This is a genomic window from Acidobacterium sp. S8 (assembly GCF_009765985.1).
Classification (GTDB): domain Bacteria; phylum Acidobacteriota; class Terriglobia; order Terriglobales; family Acidobacteriaceae; genus Alloacidobacterium.
In genome coordinates this window covers 529,466-549,968 of the sequence record NZ_LMUM01000034.1, presented here as the reverse complement: position 1 = coordinate 549,968, position 20,503 = coordinate 529,466, and the positions used below count along the sequence as shown (strand labels likewise).

Sequence of the window (20,503 nt, the reverse complement as noted above, 5' to 3'; positions counted from 1 at the left end):
TGGTAGCCACTCCATTTTGAAAAAGAAAGCGCTGCAACGGGTACAGAATGAGCCTCCGCAAGATCGTCCATATCGACATGGACGCTTTTTACGCATCCGTCGAACAGCGTGACGATCCGTCGCTCCGAGGCCGGCCTGTCGTCGTTGCATGGCGCGGCCTTCGTTCCGTTGTGTGCGCAGCCTCCTATGAAGCAAGACGGTTCGGCGTGCGTTCCGCCATGGCTGCAGTTCACGCCGAACGTCTTTGTCCGGGCGCTGTCTTCATTCCTCCGGATTTTGTGCGCTACCGGGCGGCTTCGAAGCTCGCTCGCGATATTTTCAAGCGGCACACCGACCTTATCGAACCGCTATCCCTCGATGAAGCCTACTTGGACGTAACCGAGAACAAAACCGGACTCTCGACAGCAACACGCGTGGCCAGAACAATCCGCAAGCAAATCTGGGAAGAGCTGCATCTCACTGCATCGGCAGGAGTGGCTCCAAATAAATTCCTCGCCAAGATTGCCTCCGACTGGCGCAAGCCCAACGGACTTTTTGTTATTCAGCCGGAAGATATCGAAACATTTCTACCGCCGCTTCCTGTGATGCGACTGCCCGGCGTAGGCGCGGTAACGGGAAAGCGACTGGAGCTGCTTGGTGTGAAAACGGTAGGCGACCTGCGACAATTGGGCCCAGCCATGCTGGAAGAGCAATTCGGGCGTCATGGGATGCGCCTTTTCGAGTTGGCTCATGGCGTCGATCACAGTCCCGTCGTCTCTGACCGGCCCACGCAATCCATTTCCGCTGAAGATACCTTCGAGCGCGACCTGTTGCTCGATGAAACGGAGCCTGTCATACGCCGTCTGGCCGATAAGGTTTGGGCCGCATCCCGCAAAGACCCGCGCACAGCCCGGACGGTCGTCTTAAAGCTGAAAACAGCGGAATTCAGCATTCTTACGCGCAGTTATACGCCTGCGTTCCCTCCAGGTTCATGCGATGAGCTAGCTGCGATTGCTCTTTCGCTGAGAGATAGGGTCGCGCTGGATGAAACCCAGCGCTTTCGTTTAGTAGGCGTTGGCCTCAGCAACTTCCGCGAGTCGGAGATCTCTGCACAGCCGATTCTTTTCGAGTAAATCCTGAGCTAGCGGGAAATACCCTCAAGTGGCGAGCTAGCCGTGGCATAAAGCTTGCGTTGCATGCGGCCAGCCAGGTATGCCTGTCGTCCAGCAAGCACGGCATGCTGCATCGCTTCCGCCATTAGAATCGGATTAGCTGCTGCCGCAATCGCGGTATTCATCAACACTCCATCGGCCCCTAGTTCCAAGGCCAGAGCCGCATCGGAAGCAGTACCCACGCCGGCGTCGACAATCAGAGGCACTTCGGTAATCATTTCGCGCAGAATCTGCAGAGTCGCGCGGTTCTGTATGCCAAGACCGCTGCCGATCGGCGAAGCCAGCGGCATCACCGCCGCCGCGCCCGCATCAATCAGGCGTCTGGCAAACACCACGTCATCCGACGTATACGGAAGAACAGTAAAACCTTCCTTCACCAGAGTGCGCGTCGCCTCAAGCGTCGCCTGCACATCAGGATAAAGTGTCGCCTGATCGCCAATAACCTCAATTTTCACCCAGTCAGAAATTCCAACCTCTCGACCCAGGCGCGCAGCGCGAATCGCCTCATCCGCCGTGTAACAGCCAGCCGTATTCGGCAACAGAAAATAACGCTGTGGATCGATATAGTCGAGCAGCGATTCCTTGGAACGATCGAGATTCACGCGACGCACCGCGACCGTAACCATCTCCGCACCCGAGGCTTCTATCGCAGCCTGCGTCTCCGGACCGTCCTTGTATTTTCCGGTGCCAACAATCAGCCGTGACTGAAAAGCTTTGCCTGCGATGACGAGAGGTTCCATACGCTTATTGTACGAGGATTTTTGGCCATAGATGTACAAAGGCCCGCTGTCAGATTCGACAAATGCGGGCCTTTGATACCGGTGAGCTGTTGAGATTGACCTGAGGCACCCTTCTATCTGTGAGTGGGCCTCGGCGAGTGAATGCAAACGCCAGGTCTAGAGCAAAGGGTGCTCTAAGCCTCAGTCACCTCACGTTGGATCGTGCAACTACTACCTTCAGAATTTTTCATAGATTGGATCAACCTCCTTTCCCGTGTACCTCAGACCTTATTCCTCGGTAAATGGAAAATCAAGACCTCACCAGCTATGCGAGTGCCCCATCCTGAGGCGCAGCCGAAAGGTGGGATAGAAAGAAGCTCACCAGCTATGCCAATATCCGTCCCGCTCCGTGAGCGTAACCTCCACACCAAACAGTTCGCGCAGCCGATCCGACGTAATCAATTCCTGCCTTGGCCCGTCAGCGACAATCCGGCCGGTCCGCATCATGATCACCCTGTCAATCTCCGGCAGAATATCCGCCAGGTGGTGCGTCACCATAATGATGCCTGTTCCCTGCTGTGCAACAATCCGCAACGCCTCCCGTAGCTCCCGCTGGGCAGCGATATCCAGAGCGTTGGATGGCTCATCCAGCAGCAGCATCTCTGGCCGATGAACAAGCGCCCGGGCGATCATGATGCGTCGCTGCTCACCCGCCGACATTTCTCCCACCAGCTTTTCGGCCAGATGGGTCGCCTGCATCAACGCCATGGCTTCCTGCGCGCGCTCACGCATTTCGCCGGTAATGTGGAGATTCGGCCAGATCGTCGAAGCCGAAAAAAATCCGACCACAACCACGTCTCTTCCCTTTGAAACAGGCGTGCGTTCACCAGGCAGATCGGCTGAAACGACGCCGAGATGGCTGCGCAGCTGTGAGACATCCCACCGCTCGCGCCCCATCAGACGGCACTCCATCTCAGGCGTAAAAATCGGGTAGCACTCGCAGGTAATGGTTTTAATTAACGTCGACTTGCCACAACCATTCGGTCCTAGGATCGCGACATGTTCTCCTGTGCGAATGTTTAGATCGACATTGTGCAGCACAACCGCATCGCCGCGCGCGACGCTCACCTGCCGCATGCGTAAAAACTCTTCCCTGGCCTCGTTCGTCAACCTTCTATCCTTCCTGAAATTGATATCTTGTTTAGACTAAAGCCAGACAATGAACGATTCATCTCTCCTATCCCCTGATGCATTGCCTTCAGGCTTCCGCTTTGCGGCGGTAAAAGCCGGAATCAAGCCAAGCGGCAAACCCGACTTTGCCGTTGCCGTTGCCGACCAGCCTGCAAGCGCTGCGGCAATGTTCACCAGCAACCGAGTCGTTGCTGCTCCCATCATCATTGGCCGTAGACATCTGGAGCGCAGTGCAGGTCACGTGCGCGTAGTCGCGGTCAATGCGGGGAATGCAAACTGCGCTACAGGGCACGCCGGTCTCGAAGCATGCCAGCAGATCTGCGCCGCAGCCGCGGAAATTTTTCACTGCGAACCGCATGAGGTCTTTCCCTCGTCCACAGGCATCATCGGCGTACCCCTGCCGGCAGAAAAGCCGATCGCAGTGCTTCCGCAGATCGCCGCGTCTTTAAGTGCAACTCCCGAGCATTTCTTGCAATTTGCGCGCGCCATCATGACCACAGACACCAAACCAAAGGTCGCGCACGCTTCCTTGAACGTGGATGGCAAAACAGTTCGTATCGCGGGTGTCTGTAAAGGGGCAGGCATGATTCATCCACAACTCGTGCCCCACGCCACCATGCTGGTCTACCTGTTTACGGATGCCGCCATTCAGCCATCTGACCTCAATACGCTGCTGCAGCAGAGCGTGGAGGTCAGCTTTAACCGCATCTCCATCGACGGCGACACATCTACCAATGACACCGTGCTGCTGCTGGCTTCGGGCGCTAGTGGCGCTCAGATCGACCATGCGAACGCCTCATTCGCAGCCGCCCTGGCCGAGGTCTGCACCTCGCTCGCAAGACAGATCGTAGACGACGGCGAAGGCGTAACCCACGTTGTGGAATTGCAGATCGAAGGCGCGGCAAACGATTGCGACGCCCTGATCATTGCAAAAGCCATCGCACATTCACCGCTGGTAAAGACAGCATGGGCCGGATCCGACCCGAATTGGGGACGTCTGATGGCTGCCGCCGGTTATTCAGGCGCAGAGATTGATCCTGAGCGTATCAGCATCTGGTTTGGAGAGCAGCAGATCTGTGAGAGCGGTGGGCGTGTTACCGGTTTCGACGAAGCCGCGGCGCACAGTTATCTCAAGCAGCGCGAATTTACCGTACGTATGCACCTCGGTGTTGGCAACGGACAATGCCGTTTCTGGACTACCGATCTCACTGCGGAGTACGTGCATATTAACGCGGACTACTCGACATAGAAAAGCATCTGCTGCGGCATCGCTGCATTGCTGCAAAAGAAGTGCAGAATGTTAAAACCCGCGCCATTCCTGTGCTTCATCTTTTTGGACCCGAGTCTTGCACAGGCTTTTTCACAATTATGTTGAAAACATCCTCGTTCAGGCGAAAGAAGTGGATCGTAGATATCTTCTTTCGCTGCGTTACAATTGCCCGAAGACATGGCTAGAAAATCTCCGCAGAAGACTCCGACAGCGCCTGCATTTTCTCTCATCAGCAACGAAAAGTTGCAGCAGATGTACCTCTCCATGCTCAAGTGCCGCATTTTGGATTCTCATCTCCGGCGATCCAGCAAGAGCTCATCTTCCAAAGGAAGAGAAGCAGCTCTCGTGGCTTCCACCATCGATCTCCGCTCTGAAGACGCAGTCATCGATTCTTGCGGGGAGGGAGTCGTCACCAGCTTTCTAAAAGGACTGCCGTTATCCTCTTTCCTTCCCAACCTGAATAAGTCACATGGCAAAATACCTGCGGCGAAGCGAAAAGTCTCCTCCAGCGAAGTGATCGAGTCTGCCATTGCTACCGGCATTGCATCTGCACACCTTGCCAAAAGCGCAGAAAGTATCGCGGTCGCATTTCTTTCCTACAGCCCAGGAGTCTCTGCCGCTGCTCGCGGTGCTCTTCTCTTCTCCATCACGCGGAAGTTGCCGGTCATCTATGTCTACACCGGCAAAGAAGCATTAAAATCCGAAATTCTGAGCTCGCTTGGTTTGCCGGTAATTCCCGTAGATGGCACCGATGTCGTCGCCGTATACCGGGTTATGCATGAGTGCGCTGTCCGGGCTCGCCGCGGTACCGGACCCAGCGTGATTGCGTGCGACTTCTCTGCCAAAGGCACCAGAAGGGACCCGATTCGCAGCATGCAAAACTATCTGGCGGCCAAAGGTCTATTTCACAAAGATCAAAATCGCCCCGATCTGCGTGCCTTTGAGAAGGAAATCAAGCAAGCTTTTAAGGCCAAAGATGCCATTTCACCATCCCGCGCTGGAAATATCTTCTTTGTGTAAAATTTAAGCTCATATCAATGGCGCTTGTCTTGCTTACGTCCTTCATCTAGCCTTGAACCAATGACGTCATTGCCCGCGGGCCATTCGTAGCGTAAAAATTCCGCTTACGGATGAAGAGATTTGTGGACTCTAAATTTTTGAGGTGCGAGTGCGATTTTTCTCTTTGATCTGTTTCGTTGTAGCCGTCAGTTTCCCTTTACAATCCGTTGCGGGTCAGGAAAACGTCAGCAGGCAGATCGCCGTGGAGGCTCCCTCCGACGGGGGTACACCTCAACAATCGATCCCTCCGAATTACACACCGGCCTCACCAATTACTCACGTCAGCACTCTCGGTACCACCTATATTCCGATGGATAGCTGGGTGTATCCAGCCCTCTCCCGCTTGCAGGGACTTGGCTACCTGGATACCGCATTTCTGGGTCTGCGTCCGTGGACCCGCCTGAGCATTCTCCACATGCTGCAGCAAACCGCTGACAAAATCGAATCTGATACCGACAATCAGGAAGCCCGCGACATATATTCAAGTGTTCTCTCAGAGGTCGCGCCAGGCATTGAGAACCACTTCGGCCAGCAAGCAGTACACGCGGAAGCAGAGAGCGTCTATACAAATCTCCGCGGCATCGCCGGTACTCCCTTGCGCGACAGCTTTCACCTCGGCCAGACCATCGTGAACGACTATGGGCGTCCCTATCAGGAAGGCTTCAATAACTACACCGGCTTCAGCGCTCGCAGTGAGGCAGGCCGTTTCGCCCTCTATTTCCGTGGCGAATATCAGCACGCGCCCAGCGCTGCGGGTTATTCGCCAGCGCTTTTTGCTTACCTCTCTCAGGTGGATCTCAACATTCCCATCGCATCAAATCCGAACCAAGCCACAATCCCACTCGGTCCCATCGACACGACAAACACCTTCCGGGTGCAGGAAGCTAACATTTCCTACCACATCCTGAATCACGACATCTCATTTGGAAAAACGGATCACTGGTGGGCTCCCAATCAGAGCGGCAGTTTCGCATTTAGCACGAACGCTGAAAATATCTACGCATTTCAGATCGACCGTACCGAGCCCCTACGCATACCCCTGCTTTCGCGCCTTACCGGCCCGTTCCGCTATGATTTTTTCGTCGGGAGCCTGAAGGGCCATACTTATCCCAACTCACCGTGGATGCACGGCGAAAAGATCAGCTTTAAGCCCACGGAGAACCTCGAGTTTGGCTTTGAGAGAACCGTCATCTGGGGTGGCAAAGACCATGTTCCGATTACCATCCACAGCTTCCTGAAGAGCTTCTTTAGCTTGCAGAACGTCTCGGGAGAAGAGAAACTCTCACGAGACGATCCGGGAGCACGCTTCGGCACCTTCGACTTTTCCTACCGCCTGCCATTCATGCGTAAATGGCTCACGCTTTACACAGATTCGCTCGCCCATGATGATGTGAGCCCGGTGAGTGCCCCGCGACGCTCCGCATATATGCCGGGCCTTTATCTCTCCCATTTTCCTGGAATGGATAAGCTCGACTTCCGTGTAGAAGGCGGTACCACGGACACCGTCAGCACAGGTGGTCCGAACTTCCTCTACAACGAAAGTATTCAGCGCCAGGGTTACACCAATAAGGGTTTCATCATGGGAAGCTGGCTCGGTCGCCAATCAACGGGTGGACAGACATGGCTCACGTGGCATCTCTCGCCGCAGGAACACATACAGTTCAGCTATCGTACTGCCAAGGGTTCGCGCGAATTCCTGGCGGGTGGCACCACGCAAAACGACTACCAATTCAGCGTCGTGAAGCGCATTCATAAGGATATCGAATTGAATGGCTGGGTCCAATACGAGCGCTGGGTAGCTCCCGTTTATAAGTCAGGCCCCCAGAATGACACCACCGCACAATTTCAGATCACCTGGTACCCGCGCGATCAAAAGATCTTCTGACCTGACAGCTGCCCCTAATAGAAAAGCCCTCATAACCTGAGGGCTTTTCTATTAATTAAACAATGGCGCTAGCCGATACGCTGCCGCAGATCGCCGCCAGACATCTGCGTTGGCTGATCGAGTCCGAGGATACCCAGCACCGTCGGTGAAATGTCTCGCAACGATCCGCCCGGCTTCAGCGTAAACTGCTTCGCATCTTCGCTTACCAGAATAAACGGCACAGGATTCGTTGTATGCGCAGTATGCGGTCCACCCGTAACTGGATCGACCATCATCTCGGCATTGCCATGATCAGCAGTAATCAGCAACGATCCTCCGCTCTGGCGAATAGACTGATAGATTTGCCCAAGACATGCATCAACCGTTTCTACGCCTTTGACCGTCGGCGCCAGCTGGCCCGAGTGCCCAACCATGTCGGCATTGGCAAAGTTCACCACCACCAGATCAAACGCCGTATCTTCCACCGCCTTCACGACAGCATCGGCAATCCCGGCAGCGCTCATCTCTGGTGCGAGATCATACGTCGCGACCTTCTGAGACGGCACGAGAACGCGGTCCTCTCCAGGGAACGGCGTCTCAATACCGCCATTGAAGAAATACGTTACGTGCGCATATTTCTCTGTCTCCGCAACACGAAGGTTCCGAAGGTTCGCCTGCGCCAGAAGATTCGCCAGCAGGTTCTCCATCGACTCCGGCAGAATAATCATCGGCAGCTTAAAGTTCTTGTCGTACTGCGTCATGCAGACGTAGTGCAGGTTCTTGGGCACATCGCTGACCGGAATCGTCTCATCCAGTTCTGCAGCATTGATCAGTTCGCGGCCGCCATCCTTGGCGAAATTGCTATTGCGGCCAAGCACGCGCGTAATCTGGCGTGCGCGGTCAGCGCGATAGTTGAACATGATGCAGACATCCTCATCACGGATGACTCCATTCGGTTGGCCATGCTCATCTGTAACCACAAACGGCACAATAAACTCGTCTGTAATGTCGTTGTTGTAGAGTTCTTTCACGCGCGCAATGGGATCTTGATACGCACCGCCCTCCGCGCGTCCCGTCACCATCGCATCAAAGGCCTTCTTCTCGCGCTCCCAGCGGCGGTCGCGGTCCATCGCATAATAGCGGCCTGAAACAGAAGCGATCTTCCCCACGCCATATTCGCGCATTTTCTGTTCCAGCGCAGCCAGATATCCCGCGCCATTTGTTGGAGACGTATCACGTCCATCCATGAACGCATGAACGAAAACGCGCTCCAGACCATGCTGCTTGGCAGCCTTCAATAGCGCATACAAATGCTTCTGATGCGAATGCACACCGCCATCTGAGAGCAAGCCGAAGAAATGGAGTTGCCGTCCATCTTCACGCGCCTGTTTCATTGCGTCAGCAATAACCGGATGCGTAAAGAAGTCGCCGCTTGCGATCAGCGCGTCGATGCGGGTGATGTCCATCCTCACCACACGCCCTGCTCCGATATTGAGATGTCCTACTTCGCTATTGCCCATCTGCCCATCGGGCAGGCCGACAAAATGATCCGAGGCATGCAGCAGCGTATTTGGATATTCTGCCAGCAACCTGTCATACGTCGGCTTGCGAGCCAGCGCAATGGCATTGTTCTCAATCTGGGGGCGATACCCCCATCCATCCAGAATCGTAAGGACAAGCGGTCTCTTATGAATCGACAACTCTTTCTCCTGTCAAATAAAGCAGCTATTTCTGTGGTGAATTCGGAGTGCTCGGTGTAGAAGGCGATGGGCTTGGCGTGTTCAGCGAAGGCTTCGCCTGCTGCCGATCCTGCATAAACTTCTGCTGTGCTGCTTCAATTTCCGCCTTATGCCGCGTAATCACGTCCTTAGCCGTCTGCTGCGCTACTTCAATGGCAGAACGCTGAATCTCCGTCATCAGATAAGGCTGCGCCTGGATTAGCCGCTGCCCGGAAGGCGACTTATAAAACTCGATGATGTGCGTCGCATCTTCCGTCGAAATGTATTTCGGATAGATCTGCGCGGCATGCGATTCAATGTCAGCGCTTCGCAGGCTTTTTTCCAGATCCTCCACTACATCCTGGGGAATATACGGCGGAAACGACCGGCGGTAGTATTCCATGGCGCTTTCCACAATGCGCTTCTTCGTCTCGGCGGCTCCGGTCAGCCGTTGCATTTCGGCAATCTGCGCCGCGGTGATCGGGTTTGTTGGAGGCTTGATTGCAGGCTCAGATGATGCCGATTGCGCCGTGGAAGTAGTCGATTTCGGGGTTGGGGAAGTAGCTGCCTGCTGGGCAAACAACGAAGTCGAGAGGAAGGCCGCACAAATGGCGCCCTGGAAAATACGCATGAAGAAACTCCTGTGGGGGATGGCAAAGCAAAACGCGCGGACATCGTATCCGCGCGTTCTCTTACTGTTCACTTACTCGCCAAAGTTTACCGCTTCCAGGCCAAGAAATTCAGCAGCCTGTCCCAGTTCTTCCTCAATCCGCAGAAGCTGGTTGTACTTTGCGATTCGGTCCGTACGCGATGCTGAGCCAGTCTTGATCTGCCCTACGCCGGTTCCTACTGCCAGATCAGCAATGAATGTGTCTTCCGTCTCGCCGCTGCGGTGGGAGATGATCGAGGTATATCCATAGCGGCGTCCCAGCGCAATCGCTTCGAGCGTTTCGCTGATCGTGCCGATCTGGTTCACCTTGATCAGAATCGAATTTGCAACGCCTTCTTCTATACCGCGCTGCAGCCGCTCGGTGTTCGTCACGAAAAGATCGTCGCCGACAAGCTGTACATGATCGCCGACCAGCTCGGTCAAATACTTCCAGCCCTGCCAGTCGTCTTCCGCAAGCCCGTCTTCAATCGAGACAATGGGATACTGCCGAGTCCAGCTCTCCCAATAGCGAGCCATCTCTTCGCTCGTCTTCTCGCTCTTGTCTGACTTCTTGAAGATGTACTTGCCCGATTCCTTGTCGAAGAACTCGCTCGCTGCTGGATCGAGAGCGATCGCTACATCCTCGCCTGCCTTGTATCCGGCAATCTCAATGGCCTCGAGAATCACTTCAATCGCTTCCACGTTTGACTTCAGCGAAGGAGCAAAACCGCCCTCATCTCCAACCGCGGTGTTGTAGCCCCTCTTCTTCAGCACACCCTTCAGCGTGTGGAAGATCTCCGCGCCGCAGCGCAGAGCATCCGAAAAGCGCTCCGCGCCTACCGGCATCACCATGAACTCTTGAAAGTCCACGTTGTTATCGGCATGCGCGCCGCCGTTCAGAATATTCATCATAGGCGTCGGCAAAATCGAGGCGTTCACGCCCCCCAGATAGCGATACAGCGGCACCTTCAGGGCGGTAGCCGAAGCGCGCGCAGCGGCCATCGAAACCGCCAGAATCGCATTCGCACCCAGGCGGCTCTTATTCGGCGTGCCGTCGAGCGAAATCATCGTCGCATCCAGCAGCCGTTGGTTCGCTGCATCCATGCCCGTCAGTTCAGGCGCCAGAATGCTCTCGACGTTCTCTACTGCCTGCAGTACGCCCTTGCCCAGATAGTGGCTCTTGTCTCCATCGCGCAGCTCAACTGCTTCGTGCTCCCCGGTAGAAGCGCCGCTGGGCACTGCGGCCCGGCCCACCGATCCATCGGCGAGCACCACATCGGCTTCCACTGTCGGGTTTCCGCGCGAATCAAGAATTTCACGCGCATGAATTGCTGCAATCTCTGTCATTTCGTCCCTCGAAATCTGGTGTCTGAGCCGGTCTTTAAGTTTCGGGCGTCGGTCCACACGAATCGGCTCACCGGCAAAGCCGCCTATGGTATCTACAAAACCCGACATGCAATGAAATTACCTTCCCGAGGAATTTCCCGAGTGAGTGTTCTTGAAAAGGATAACAAAGACGCGGCTCTTCCTGCTGAGCGCCCAAATGATTCACCTGCGATTCATCGACTCTCCGCCGTACACACGCTTCCCCGAATCTGTTGTCTGTTGTGGTTCGTTGGATGCATCTCCTTATGGCCGAGCGACATCGACTCGTCTAGTCTTGTTGCAGGCGCGACCATTTGATGGTTTTAGTGTTCAACAATGTAACGCCAGCCCTATAGAAGCCCTGAAGTGATGGAGTTACACATGAGAAAGAGCGGAAATTCTCTTACCTTGATCGCGTTTGCCAGTGCACTGCTCCTGGCGCCCGCAGTATTTGCGCAGCAGGCTGTTCAATCCCCCAATCAGGGAGTTTCCAATCCGCCGGCCGATGACACCATCGTCGCCAGCCCGGATGATCCGCCGCCGGCTGTAGCCAAGCCATCGCCTGCGATTACTACCGCACCCGCTGCAGCCCCCACAACCACCGCTACAGCCCCTGCGCCCGCCACTAATCCCGACTATGGCATCGTGACGTCGACATCATCGGGGACCAGCACTTCTCCTGCATCGGCAGCCGGCGCAACGCTTGCCACGCGTCCCTACAATCCCGATGAAGACATCGTCGGTTTCGTGCCTTCGCCCAGCAACGAACTGGCGGAGGGAACAAATATCCGCGCCCGGCTCATGGACACGCTGTCCACCAAGGAAACGAGCGCCGGAACCGCCTTCAAAGCGCAGGTAGCATCGGACGTTTACAAGAACGGACGCATCATCATCCCCGCAGGCTCTGAGCTGCGCGGCCGGGTCGTGAGCGTAAGACAGGGCCATCACTTCGGACAGGCAGCCACCCTGAGGCTGCGCCCCGATGTCGTCATCCTGCCGGACGGCACCGCCTACCACCTATACGGACAGGTCATCGACTCGAAGGCCCCTCACACGCGCACTGACAGCGAAGGCGGTATCCAACCCTCGTCGCATCTGAAGAAAAACGCGATTGAATATGGGGCAGGCGCTGGTACAGGCGCGCTCGTCGGCGCACAAGTCGGCGGCCCGACAGGCGCACTCGTTGGCTCGCTCATCGGAGCTGGCGTCATCACCGCGCACTTGCTCATGCAGCACCCTGAAATGGCAGAAGTACCCAAAGGCTCAGTCGTCACTTTCAGCCTCACCGAACCCATGGACCTGATGCCAACACGAAACTAAAAGAGTCGAAATCTAAAGCAAAGAAACGGCGCGGGCACAACAGCCCGCGCCGTTCACGTTCAGTGGAAAGCGGATGCCCCACATCTCGAAGAGATGTGGGGCATCCAAACCCTTAGCCCGTTGAAAAGACATAAAAATCCTGGGAGCTTTAGTCCCGGCTCTGCCAGGCTAGAGTAAACTTCCGCCATGCCATCCTTGCGCTACACCCCAGCGTATCCACTAGGACAGTTCATCCAATGCTTCTGGTATTGGGAAGGCATTCTTGAAGGCGCACATACGCACGAGCGCCTCATGCCCAACGGCGAAGCCACTATCGTCTTCAACCTGAGAGACGAACCAATCCGCATCTACCGCTCTGACAATCTGCAACAATTCGATACCTACGGCCACGCCGTCCTCTCCGGAGCGCGCACCAACTACTTCGTCATCGATACCGTGGGGCAGGAACGCGTCCTCGGCATCCAGTTCCAGCCCGGCGGCGCGTTTCCCTTCTTCCGCGAGCCAGCCGACGCCATGGAAAACGCCTCCGTCACGCTCGAAGATCTTTGGCGCACCCGCGTAGAAGAGCTGCGCGAACGCATGCTTTCCGCACCCGGCATCTCAGTGATGTTCCACATCCTTGAGCAGGACCTGCTGGCGCAACTCGCGCGCCCGCTCGCCTGGCATCCGGCAGTGAACTATGCGCTCAATCGCATCCGGCAGACCCCGCATGGAACCACCATCACAGCTATCACGGATCAGATCGGCCTCAGCCCACGCCGCTTCATCCAGCTCTTTCGCCAGCAGGTCGGCCTGACTCCCAAAGCCTTTTCTCGCGTCCGCCGCTTCCAGCAGGTCATTCAGGCAGTTCATGGGATCGGAAACGCGGATTGGACACAGATAGCGCTCGATTGCGGCTATTATGACCAGCCACACTTCATTCATGACTTTCAATCATTTTCCGGCGTCACCCCATCGGTATATCTCGCCTCAGCAACGATGCACATGAACCATGTGCCGATCGTCTGAACAATACAGACTTGTAAGGAGAACCATGTCGAAAGCAATCGGTTTAGGTGGAGCATTTATACGGGCGAAAGATCCAAAAGCCCTCTACGCCTGGTATAAAGCCCATCTCGGACTGAAGCCCGAGGGTGGATGTTTCATGTTTCCCGCAAAGGAGCAACAGGCATACACCGTCGTCGCCTTCTTTCGCAGCGACGACACCTACTGGCCGCCGGCCCAGCCCGCGATGCTCAATTTTCAGGTCGATGATCTCGGCGCGATCCTCGATGCACTGGCAACCGCAGGCGTCAATGTCGACCCAAAACGAGAAGACACGGAATACGGGCTCTTCGGCTGGTTCATCGATCCCGAAGGCAATCGCGTCGAGCTGTGGCAGCCTAAATCCTGAATAGAAGAGAATTGCGGTTTGTCATCACCAGGCTTGCAGCACTTCAAATTTTTACAATACAGCTATCTCTGGCCTCAACGAGAATGGTCCACATCTGGAGAAACTGACGTATGTCACAAGTCAAACCAATACCCGACGGCTACCACAGCATTCAGCCCTATCTGCACATTCGCGGCGCTGCAGAAGCTCTCGATTTTTACAAAAAAGCCTTTGGTGCAACCGAGCGCATGCGCATGCCGCAGCAAGACGGTCGCATCGGCCATGCTGAACTCGAAATCGGCGATTCCGTCATCATGCTGGCCGATGAATTTCCCGAGCGCGAAATCTACGGCCCCAAGCACTTCGGCGGCTCCGCGGCGAGCATCATGCTCTACGTCGAAAATTGCGATGCCGTCTACCAACACGCCCTCGCCGCCGGTGCAAAAAGCCTACGAGAACCCGCTGACCAGTTCTACGGCGACCGCAGCGCCGGCATCGAAGACCCCTTTGGCTTCCAATGGTGGATTGGAACTCACATCAAAGATGTTTCGTTAGAGGAGTTACAAAAAGACAATAAGGGATAGACGGTTCCAAAATAGGTCAGTCCCGTCTCAAGCTTCGATAGATAACACTTCGCTCACCTGGCAATACAACAGCGAGCGCTCTCGCCATACCCAACGTGCGGGTGATACAAAGTTGCCCATATGAACAAACGCGACTTTCTAAAGACTTCCGGCATACTCATAGGTGGAGTTACCTTGTCACGACTCGCTTCTGCTGAGCAAAGTCCGCCGAAAGTCGCGCCGCGCACCAACTGGTCGGGAAATTTGACCTATTCCACTGACCATCTTTTCCAGCCTGCATCGGCGGACGAGGTGCCGCAGGTCGTAAAACAATGCGCCAAGCTCCGTGCTCTTGGCGCGCGTCATTCGTTCAATTCCATCGCCGACAGCACAGCAAACCAGATCTCGCTCGAACATCTTCAGGAAATGACGATTGATGATAAGGCGCGCACTGTCACCGTGGGTGCCGGCGTGCGCTATGGCCAGCTTGCGCCTTACATCGATCAGCGCGGCTATGCGCTGCATAATCTCGCTTCCCTCCCGCACATTACCGTTGTGGGAGCGTGCTCGACTGGAACGCATGGGTCAGGAATTCACAACGGCAATCTGAGCACGGCGGTTTCCGGAATCGAGTTTGTTACGGCCAATGGAAATCTCGCTATGCTTACGCGCGCGAAGGATGGCGATCGGTTTCAGGGCGCGGTTGTCTCGCTGGGAGCGCTTGGCGTCATCACGCGCATTACGCTCGATCTGCTGCCGACTTTTCAGATGCGACAGGAAGTCTATGAAAATCTTTCGTTCGATCAGCTGAAGAATAATCTCGATACGATCTTCGGCAGCGGATATAGCGTGAGCCTGTTTACCGACTGGCAGAACCATCGCGCTACACAGGTCTGGATCAAGAGCCGTGTGATACCGGGAGAATCGTCACAGTTACCCCCGGAGTTCTACGGCGCAAAGCTCGCCACTCACAAGCTGCATCCGATTGCGGGGCACGACGCCACACCATGCACAGAGCAGATGGGAATTCCGGGGCCGTGGTATGAGCGCATGCCGCACTTCCGCATGAACTTTACGCCCAGCAGCGGAGCTGAACTGCAAACGGAATATTTTGTACCGCGCGAACACGGATATGAGGCGATTCTCGCGGTGGAAAAGTTGCGTGATCGCATTACGCCGCATTTGTTTATCACTGAGTTGCGAACGATTGCCGCAGATAATCTCTGGATGAGCATGGCGTACAAACGCGATTCGATGGCGATCCACTTTACATGGAAGCCGGAATGGCCAGCCGTGAAGGAGATTCTGCCATTGATCGAAAAACAGCTGGCGCCTTTCGATACCCGTCCGCACTGGGCCAAGCTTTTCACGATTCCACCCGCGCAGCTTGAGGCGAAATACGAAAAGCTGGCGGATTTCAAATCGCTGGTCGGACACTACGATCCCCAGGGCAAGTTTCGGAATAAATTTCTCGAAACGAATTTATATAGTGCTTAGCGTTACATACCCATCATGAATGCTTCCGACTTTCGCCGGATTGCTTTGAGCCTGCAAGGCGCTGAAGAAGGCTCCCACATGGGCTCGGCTGACTTTCGTGTTGACGGCAGGATCTTTGCCACCCTCGCCGCCGAAAACAAGGGCTATGGAAATCTCATGCTGACTCCGGAGCAACAGGCTGCGTTTGTCGAGGAGCGGCCCGATTTATTTGTGCCTATCGCCGGAGGATGGGGGCATATGGGAAGCACGCACATTGTGCTTGCGAAGGCCGATGAGGATTCGCTTACAGGTGCGCTGACCACTGCATGGAAACTGCGTAGAGAAAAGAATCGGAAGACGAAGAAAAGATCGAAGTAGCAGGCTTCGATCTTTTCCCCTGATGATGCAAAAAGAGCACCCACTCTATTGTTGATCTATCTCGGCGCAGGCGTTGGCGAATCCGCCAGCGCATACGCCAGAACCGTCATCACCGCGGCATTCTCATTCAGTTCCTGTGGATTCACCTTATCGAAAGTATCCGCTGCGGTGTGGTGGTAATTGAAGTAAAAGCGGCTGTCCTGGTTGGGCGCGAACTGCGGCACTCCCTTGAGGAAGGAGATATCTTCCCCTGCGTCTTCGCTGGAGGTGACGACGGTGGCCCCAATGGGGGCGAGTGTGTGAGCGACGGGCCGAAGGAATTCTGCAAGAGCGGGCTTGCCTGCGGCGATAATGCCGACCGGATGCCCGGCTCCAAGATCGGACTCGAGCGCGCCGACGTGGTTATTTAAATCTGCTGCGTGATCTTTAGCGTAGGTCGCTGCGCCTTCGCCGCCCTGTTCTTCATCCATCCATGCAATGAAGCGCACGGTACGCTTGGGATGAATGCCGAGTTGTTGGAGCAAGTGAATGGCCTGCATGGAAACGACGATGCCCGCGCCATCATCGATGGCTCCGGTGCCGAGGTCCCATGAGTCGAGGTGGCCGGAGACGATGACAACCTGCTCGGGGTGCTCTGAGCCCTTCCAGTCGGCGACAACGTTGTAGCTGGGCGCGGGCGGCAGAGTTTGCGGCGTAAGGGTGAGCCGCATACGCACCTGTCCCTGTTGCGTGAGATTGGCAAGCAGATCGGCGTCTTCTGCCGTTACGGCTGCGGCTGGAATCTTCGTCAGTCCGTCAGCGTAGACGGTGGCTCCGGTATGCGGCAGGCGGTAGTCGGCGCCGCCCACTGAACGAACCAGCACGGCGACTGCTCCAAGGGACGCAGCCACGCTCGGGCCTGCGCCGCGATACATCACGCCCTGTCCGTAGGCGTTCAATCCATCGCCCTGCGCGGCAAGACGCTTGTCGAATTTTTCATTGAAGAGCAGAATCTTGCCCTTCACCGCGCCTTCAGGCAGCTTCTTCAATTCGTCAAAGGAATCGACGACGGCCACATCGGCAACCAGTCCATCGGCATTCGTGGCCACGCTTCCGCCGAGAGCGGTGAGCACAATCTTCTGCTTGGTTCCATCAGCCATCCCCGGCCATGCAGTCAGCTCCGCTGTTTCTACACCGCGCACCCAATGCGTGACTGAGGTCTTCTCAAGCTGCACATCTGCGCCTAGGGCACGCATCTCCGCGGCAACGTAGTCGACAGCCTTCTGCGCCTGCGGCGATCCGCTCAGCCGCGGGCCGATATTGTCGGTGAGATGCCGTAGTTCTTTGAGCGCGTATGGATCCTGCATGGCGGCGTCGCGCAGCTTCTCCATGGTGGCGATTTGTTCTGGTGTCCATGCGCCTGTCGAGGTGTTCATCAGCTGCTTCAGTCGATCCTGAATCGACTGGGCGGAAGTGAAGCAGGGCAAAAGAAGACACGCGGCCGCGAAGGAGGTAAGAATGGTTTGTTTCCGGAGCATAGGCGCATCCTATCATGCGGCTCCGGTGCGTTTTCTGGTACATCGCGCGCTAGTTTTCCTCACCCGCTTTCCTCCATCTGCGCGCTGGGCGGTTATGCTCAAAATATGAGCCCGGCCACATCTGCAACGCAGCGAAAACCCGCCACCCGCAGGAAGAAGAAAGCCGCATCTTCCACCTGGTTGACATGGTGGCCGCTGCTGATCGGCATCCTGGTAACGCCGCTCACCGTGCGCGCGGCAGGCGTAATGGCGCTGGCTGGTCCGGATGCGCTGCGCATGCTTTATCCATGGGTGCAGCTGGTACAAAGCCATATTCTCGGTTTCCCTGCCGACGTCGCCAACGTGCTCTCGCAGGGGATGATGTACCTGCAGTTTCCGCTGTATGGATTCCTGATGTCGCTGGTTCTGCGTGCCAGGGGATTCGTATCCGCGCTGGTGACTACGGCGATTGTGCATTTTGGCGCGGTTGGTATTGTTGTTGCGCTCGCGCATCTATAAAGTAAGTGAGTTGCGATGAGCGAAGCCGTCAAACTGATTGAATGCCCCCGCGACGCGTGGCAAGGGCTGCCGAAACCAATTCCGGCTGAAGTGAAGGCCGACTACCTGCGCACCTTGATTGCCGCGGGATTTAAGTATATTGACGCAGTCTCCTTTGTTTCGCCAAAGGCTGTGCCGCAGATGGCGGACTCAGAGCAGGTACTTGAATATCTGGATGCGCCGGATGATATCGAGATCATCGGCATTGTCGTAAACCAGAAGGGCGCGGAGCGTGCCATCGCAACAAATGCTGTGACAACGCTTGGTTTCCCTTACTCCGTCTCGCCGGAATTTCTGAAACGTAACCAGGGCCAGACGCCGGAAGAATCGCTGGACGCCCTGGAAGCGATTGGGCAGGCTGCTTTCAAAGCTGGCCTGGGCGTTGTAGCTTATATTTCCATGGCTTTCGGCAATCCTTACGGGGATGACTGGAGCATCGACGAAGTGATCGCCGCGTGTGATCTCCTGGCCAATATGGGTATTGAGCAGGTTTCGCTGGCAGACACCGTCGGTCTGGCAACGCCGGATGAAGTGTCGCGGCTGATCAGCGCGGTGCTTTCCATCAATGAGAGCCTCGAAATCGGCGTTCATCTGCATGCACGACCGGAAGATGTCGCCGCCAAGGTAAGTGCAGCCTATCGCGCAGGCTGCCGCCGTTTTGACACGGCCATCGCCGGACTTGGTGGCTGCCCGTTTGCGCAGGACGCCCTGATAGGCAATATTGCGACAGAGCTTGCCGTGGCAGAACTGGAGCGGATGGGAGCGGAACTGCCGCCGCTGCAACCGCTCGATAGCCTGCTGGCAGCCAGTCACGCCATTGCTGGAAAATTCGGCCCAACAACGCAATAGCGTCTTCTCCCTCTCTGCGTGTACACTGCTGAGTCCTCAGGGAGCGAACCATGGGCCACTATCAGACACTCCGTACAAATGCCGACGAAGGCATTCTTACCATTACAATGAACCGTCCGGAGAGGCGCAATGCGCTGAGTCCGGTCATGATTGAAGAGCTGATCGATGCGCTGGAGAAAGCGGAAAAGTCACATTGCGGGGCGGTGATCCTCACCGGTTCCGGTTCGGCATTCTGTGCAGGGCTTGACCTCGATCACCTGGAAAGCATTACCGCCAAAACCTCCGCACAGCACCGTGCGGATTCCGAGCATCTTGCCCACCTATTCCGTACACTTCACGATGTATCGAAGCCGACCATCGCGGCAGTCAATGGCGCCGCGATTGCCGGAGGCATGGGGTTGGCCACGATCTGCGACTTTACCCTGTCCGTGCCTGAAGCAAAATTCGGCTACACCGAGGTCCGCATCGGCTTTATTCCGGCGATTGTGTCCTCATTTCTGATTCGCCAGATTGGAGACAAGCGCTCGCGCGATCTGCTTCTGACGGGGCGATTGATCAAGGCAGAAGAAGCACATGATCTGGGCCTGGTAACACGTATCATTGCCGAGCAGGACCTGATGCACGAAGCTCGCAAGCTGGCGCAATGCCTGCTGCGGAACAGCCCCGAAGCCATGCAGGCGACGAAGCGGCTGATGAATGATTTCGTCAACCATCGGCTGAGCATGGAACTGGAGGCGGCCATCGCCGCGAATGCTGACGCGAGAGTGACAGAAGACTTCAAGGAGGGTGTGCGCGCGTTTCTTGAAAAGCGCGCGCCCGATTGGCCCAGCCGCAAGATGCCGGCTACCGCAGGAAAATAAGTAGATTAATAACCAATCGTAAAACGCTGTTTGATGTGCTTCGGATGTTCAAGCTCATCGCCCAGTGCAATGGCATAGTCTTCAGCGGAGATCTGGCTGCTGCCGTTCGCATCGGTTATTAGATTGTCGAGACCCAGCCGGAATTTCCCTGTGCGCTGGCCCGGCTGGATGACGGCGGCAGGGCTGAAATAGGTCCAGTCAAGATTTGCCGTCCGCAGAACATCGAGCGCGTCGCCGTGTGCGAGCGCGATTTCCTTCCATGCAGCGGGAAAATCCGGTGCATCGACAACCCGCACATTCGGAGCGACAAAGAGGCTACCCGCACCGCCGACTTCAATCAGGCGCTTCACTCCGGCCTGCTCCAATCCAACGATCAGAGAGCGCGTGGCATCGACGATGGCGGCGGCGTTCTGTCCCGGGTTGTAGGCGCTAATGACGGCGTCGGCTCCCTTTACGGTTGCAGCGACACTCGCCGTATCCAGCAGATCGCCTTTCACCGCTTTGACTACAGAATTCTGCGGAACACGTGACGGATCACGGACAACAGCGGCCACTGTGTGACCGCGCGAAATAAGCTCGTTCAGAATGCGGCTGCCGATCATCCCGGTTGCGCCGTAAAGGACTACGTTCATAGCTTTTCTCCTG

At 56.0% G+C, this 20,503-nt stretch carries 20 protein-coding genes; 13 read left to right on the top strand and 7 right to left on the bottom strand.

Going from position 1 to position 20,503, the window contains the following annotated elements:
- Positions 1-47: 47 nt before the first annotated feature.
- Positions 48-1,112 carry a DNA polymerase IV gene (dinB, locus tag GSQ86_RS17585; protein WP_158751221.1) on the top strand — a complete coding sequence of 355 codons (1,065 nt, stop codon included), beginning with the start codon at positions 48-50 and terminating at the stop codon, positions 1,110-1,112.
- An 8-nt stretch (positions 1,113-1,120) separates the two neighbouring features.
- Here dinB and GSQ86_RS17580 read toward each other — a convergent pair whose 3' ends face one another.
- Positions 1,121-1,891 (bottom strand): thiazole synthase, encoded by a 771-nt coding sequence (locus GSQ86_RS17580; RefSeq protein ID WP_158751220.1) that lies wholly within the window; start codon positions 1,889-1,891, stop codon positions 1,121-1,123.
- 357 nt (positions 1,892-2,248) lie between these two features.
- The gene (locus GSQ86_RS17575) at positions 2,249-3,040 is read right to left on the bottom strand and encodes an ABC transporter ATP-binding protein (protein ID WP_254062462.1); all 792 of its coding nucleotides are present in this window, start codon (positions 3,038-3,040) and stop codon (positions 2,249-2,251) included.
- Positions 3,041-3,089: 49 nt separating this feature from the next.
- Here GSQ86_RS17575 and argJ point away from each other — a divergent pair, with 49 nt between their 5' ends.
- The 3 genes from argJ (at position 3,090) to GSQ86_RS17560 (ending at position 7,275) form a co-directional block, all read left to right on the top strand.
- On the top strand, positions 3,090-4,310 hold the full coding sequence (gene argJ / locus GSQ86_RS17570) for a bifunctional glutamate N-acetyltransferase/amino-acid acetyltransferase ArgJ (protein WP_158751219.1): 1,221 nt from the start codon (positions 3,090-3,092) through the stop codon (positions 4,308-4,310).
- Positions 4,311-4,508: 198 nt separating this feature from the next.
- Positions 4,509-5,351, top strand: a complete 843-nt coding sequence (locus GSQ86_RS17565) for a thiamine pyrophosphate-dependent enzyme (protein WP_158751218.1) — start codon at positions 4,509-4,511, stop codon at positions 5,349-5,351.
- Between the two features lie 148 nt (positions 5,352-5,499).
- Positions 5,500-7,275, top strand: coding sequence for a capsule assembly Wzi family protein (locus tag GSQ86_RS17560; protein WP_254062461.1), 1,776 nt, complete (start codon positions 5,500-5,502; stop codon positions 7,273-7,275).
- A 68-nt stretch (positions 7,276-7,343) separates the two neighbouring features.
- On the opposite strand, the gene gpmI is transcribed toward GSQ86_RS17560, so the two are convergent.
- The 3 genes from gpmI to eno form a co-directional block, all read right to left on the bottom strand.
- Complete coding sequence (gene gpmI, locus GSQ86_RS17555; RefSeq protein WP_158751583.1) at positions 7,344-8,948, bottom strand: 2,3-bisphosphoglycerate-independent phosphoglycerate mutase; 1,605 nt, start codon at positions 8,946-8,948, stop codon at positions 7,344-7,346.
- Between the two features lie 31 nt (positions 8,949-8,979).
- Complete coding sequence (locus GSQ86_RS17550) at positions 8,980-9,603, bottom strand: DUF2059 domain-containing protein (protein WP_158751217.1); 624 nt, start codon at positions 9,601-9,603, stop codon at positions 8,980-8,982.
- A 72-nt stretch (positions 9,604-9,675) separates the two neighbouring features.
- Positions 9,676-10,968, bottom strand: coding sequence for a phosphopyruvate hydratase (gene eno, locus GSQ86_RS17545; RefSeq protein WP_158751216.1), 1,293 nt, complete (start codon positions 10,966-10,968; stop codon positions 9,676-9,678).
- A 399-nt stretch (positions 10,969-11,367) separates the two neighbouring features.
- Here eno and GSQ86_RS17540 point away from each other — a divergent pair, with 399 nt between their 5' ends.
- The 6 genes from GSQ86_RS17540 (at position 11,368) to GSQ86_RS17515 (ending at position 16,095) form a co-directional block, all read left to right on the top strand.
- Complete coding sequence (locus tag GSQ86_RS17540; protein ID WP_158751215.1) at positions 11,368-12,306, top strand: hypothetical protein; 939 nt, start codon at positions 11,368-11,370, stop codon at positions 12,304-12,306.
- A 186-nt stretch (positions 12,307-12,492) separates the two neighbouring features.
- Positions 12,493-13,314: a helix-turn-helix transcriptional regulator gene (locus GSQ86_RS17535; protein WP_158751214.1), complete on the top strand. Its 822-nt coding sequence runs from the start codon at positions 12,493-12,495 to the stop codon at positions 13,312-13,314.
- A 25-nt stretch (positions 13,315-13,339) separates the two neighbouring features.
- Positions 13,340-13,699 carry a VOC family protein gene (locus GSQ86_RS17530; protein WP_158751213.1) on the top strand — a complete coding sequence of 120 codons (360 nt, stop codon included), beginning with the start codon at positions 13,340-13,342 and terminating at the stop codon, positions 13,697-13,699.
- 110 nt (positions 13,700-13,809) lie between these two features.
- Complete coding sequence (locus tag GSQ86_RS17525) at positions 13,810-14,262, top strand: VOC family protein (RefSeq protein WP_158751212.1); 453 nt, start codon at positions 13,810-13,812, stop codon at positions 14,260-14,262.
- 120 nt (positions 14,263-14,382) lie between these two features.
- The gene (locus GSQ86_RS17520; protein WP_158751211.1) at positions 14,383-15,738 is read left to right on the top strand and encodes an FAD-binding protein; all 1,356 of its coding nucleotides are present in this window, start codon (positions 14,383-14,385) and stop codon (positions 15,736-15,738) included.
- Positions 15,739-15,753: 15 nt separating this feature from the next.
- Positions 15,754-16,095 carry an MmcQ/YjbR family DNA-binding protein gene (locus tag GSQ86_RS17515; RefSeq protein WP_158751210.1) on the top strand — a complete coding sequence of 114 codons (342 nt, stop codon included), beginning with the start codon at positions 15,754-15,756 and terminating at the stop codon, positions 16,093-16,095.
- Positions 16,096-16,151: 56 nt separating this feature from the next.
- Here the strand turns inward: GSQ86_RS17515 and GSQ86_RS17510 are convergent, their stop codons facing one another.
- A complete protein-coding gene (locus GSQ86_RS17510; RefSeq protein WP_254062460.1) occupies positions 16,152-17,510 on the bottom strand; it encodes a M20/M25/M40 family metallo-hydrolase in 1,359 nt (452 codons plus the stop codon).
- 207 nt (positions 17,511-17,717) lie between these two features.
- Between GSQ86_RS17510 and GSQ86_RS17505 the strand changes: the two genes are divergently transcribed.
- Genes GSQ86_RS17505 through GSQ86_RS17495 form a run of 3 tightly spaced genes read left to right on the top strand, consistent with a single transcriptional unit; the run spans position 17,718 to position 19,858 of the window.
- Positions 17,718-18,110 carry a hypothetical protein gene (locus tag GSQ86_RS17505; RefSeq protein WP_158751208.1) on the top strand — a complete coding sequence of 131 codons (393 nt, stop codon included), beginning with the start codon at positions 17,718-17,720 and terminating at the stop codon, positions 18,108-18,110.
- 15 nt (positions 18,111-18,125) lie between these two features.
- A complete protein-coding gene (locus GSQ86_RS17500; RefSeq protein WP_158751207.1) occupies positions 18,126-18,998 on the top strand; it encodes a hydroxymethylglutaryl-CoA lyase in 873 nt (290 codons plus the stop codon).
- Positions 18,999-19,048: 50 nt separating this feature from the next.
- On the top strand, positions 19,049-19,858 hold the full coding sequence (locus tag GSQ86_RS17495) for an enoyl-CoA hydratase/isomerase family protein (RefSeq protein WP_158751206.1): 810 nt from the start codon (positions 19,049-19,051) through the stop codon (positions 19,856-19,858).
- A 5-nt stretch (positions 19,859-19,863) separates the two neighbouring features.
- Here GSQ86_RS17495 and GSQ86_RS17490 read toward each other — a convergent pair whose 3' ends face one another.
- A complete protein-coding gene (locus GSQ86_RS17490; RefSeq protein WP_158751205.1) occupies positions 19,864-20,490 on the bottom strand; it encodes an NAD(P)-dependent oxidoreductase in 627 nt (208 codons plus the stop codon).
- Between the last annotated feature and the right edge of the window lie 13 nt (positions 20,491-20,503).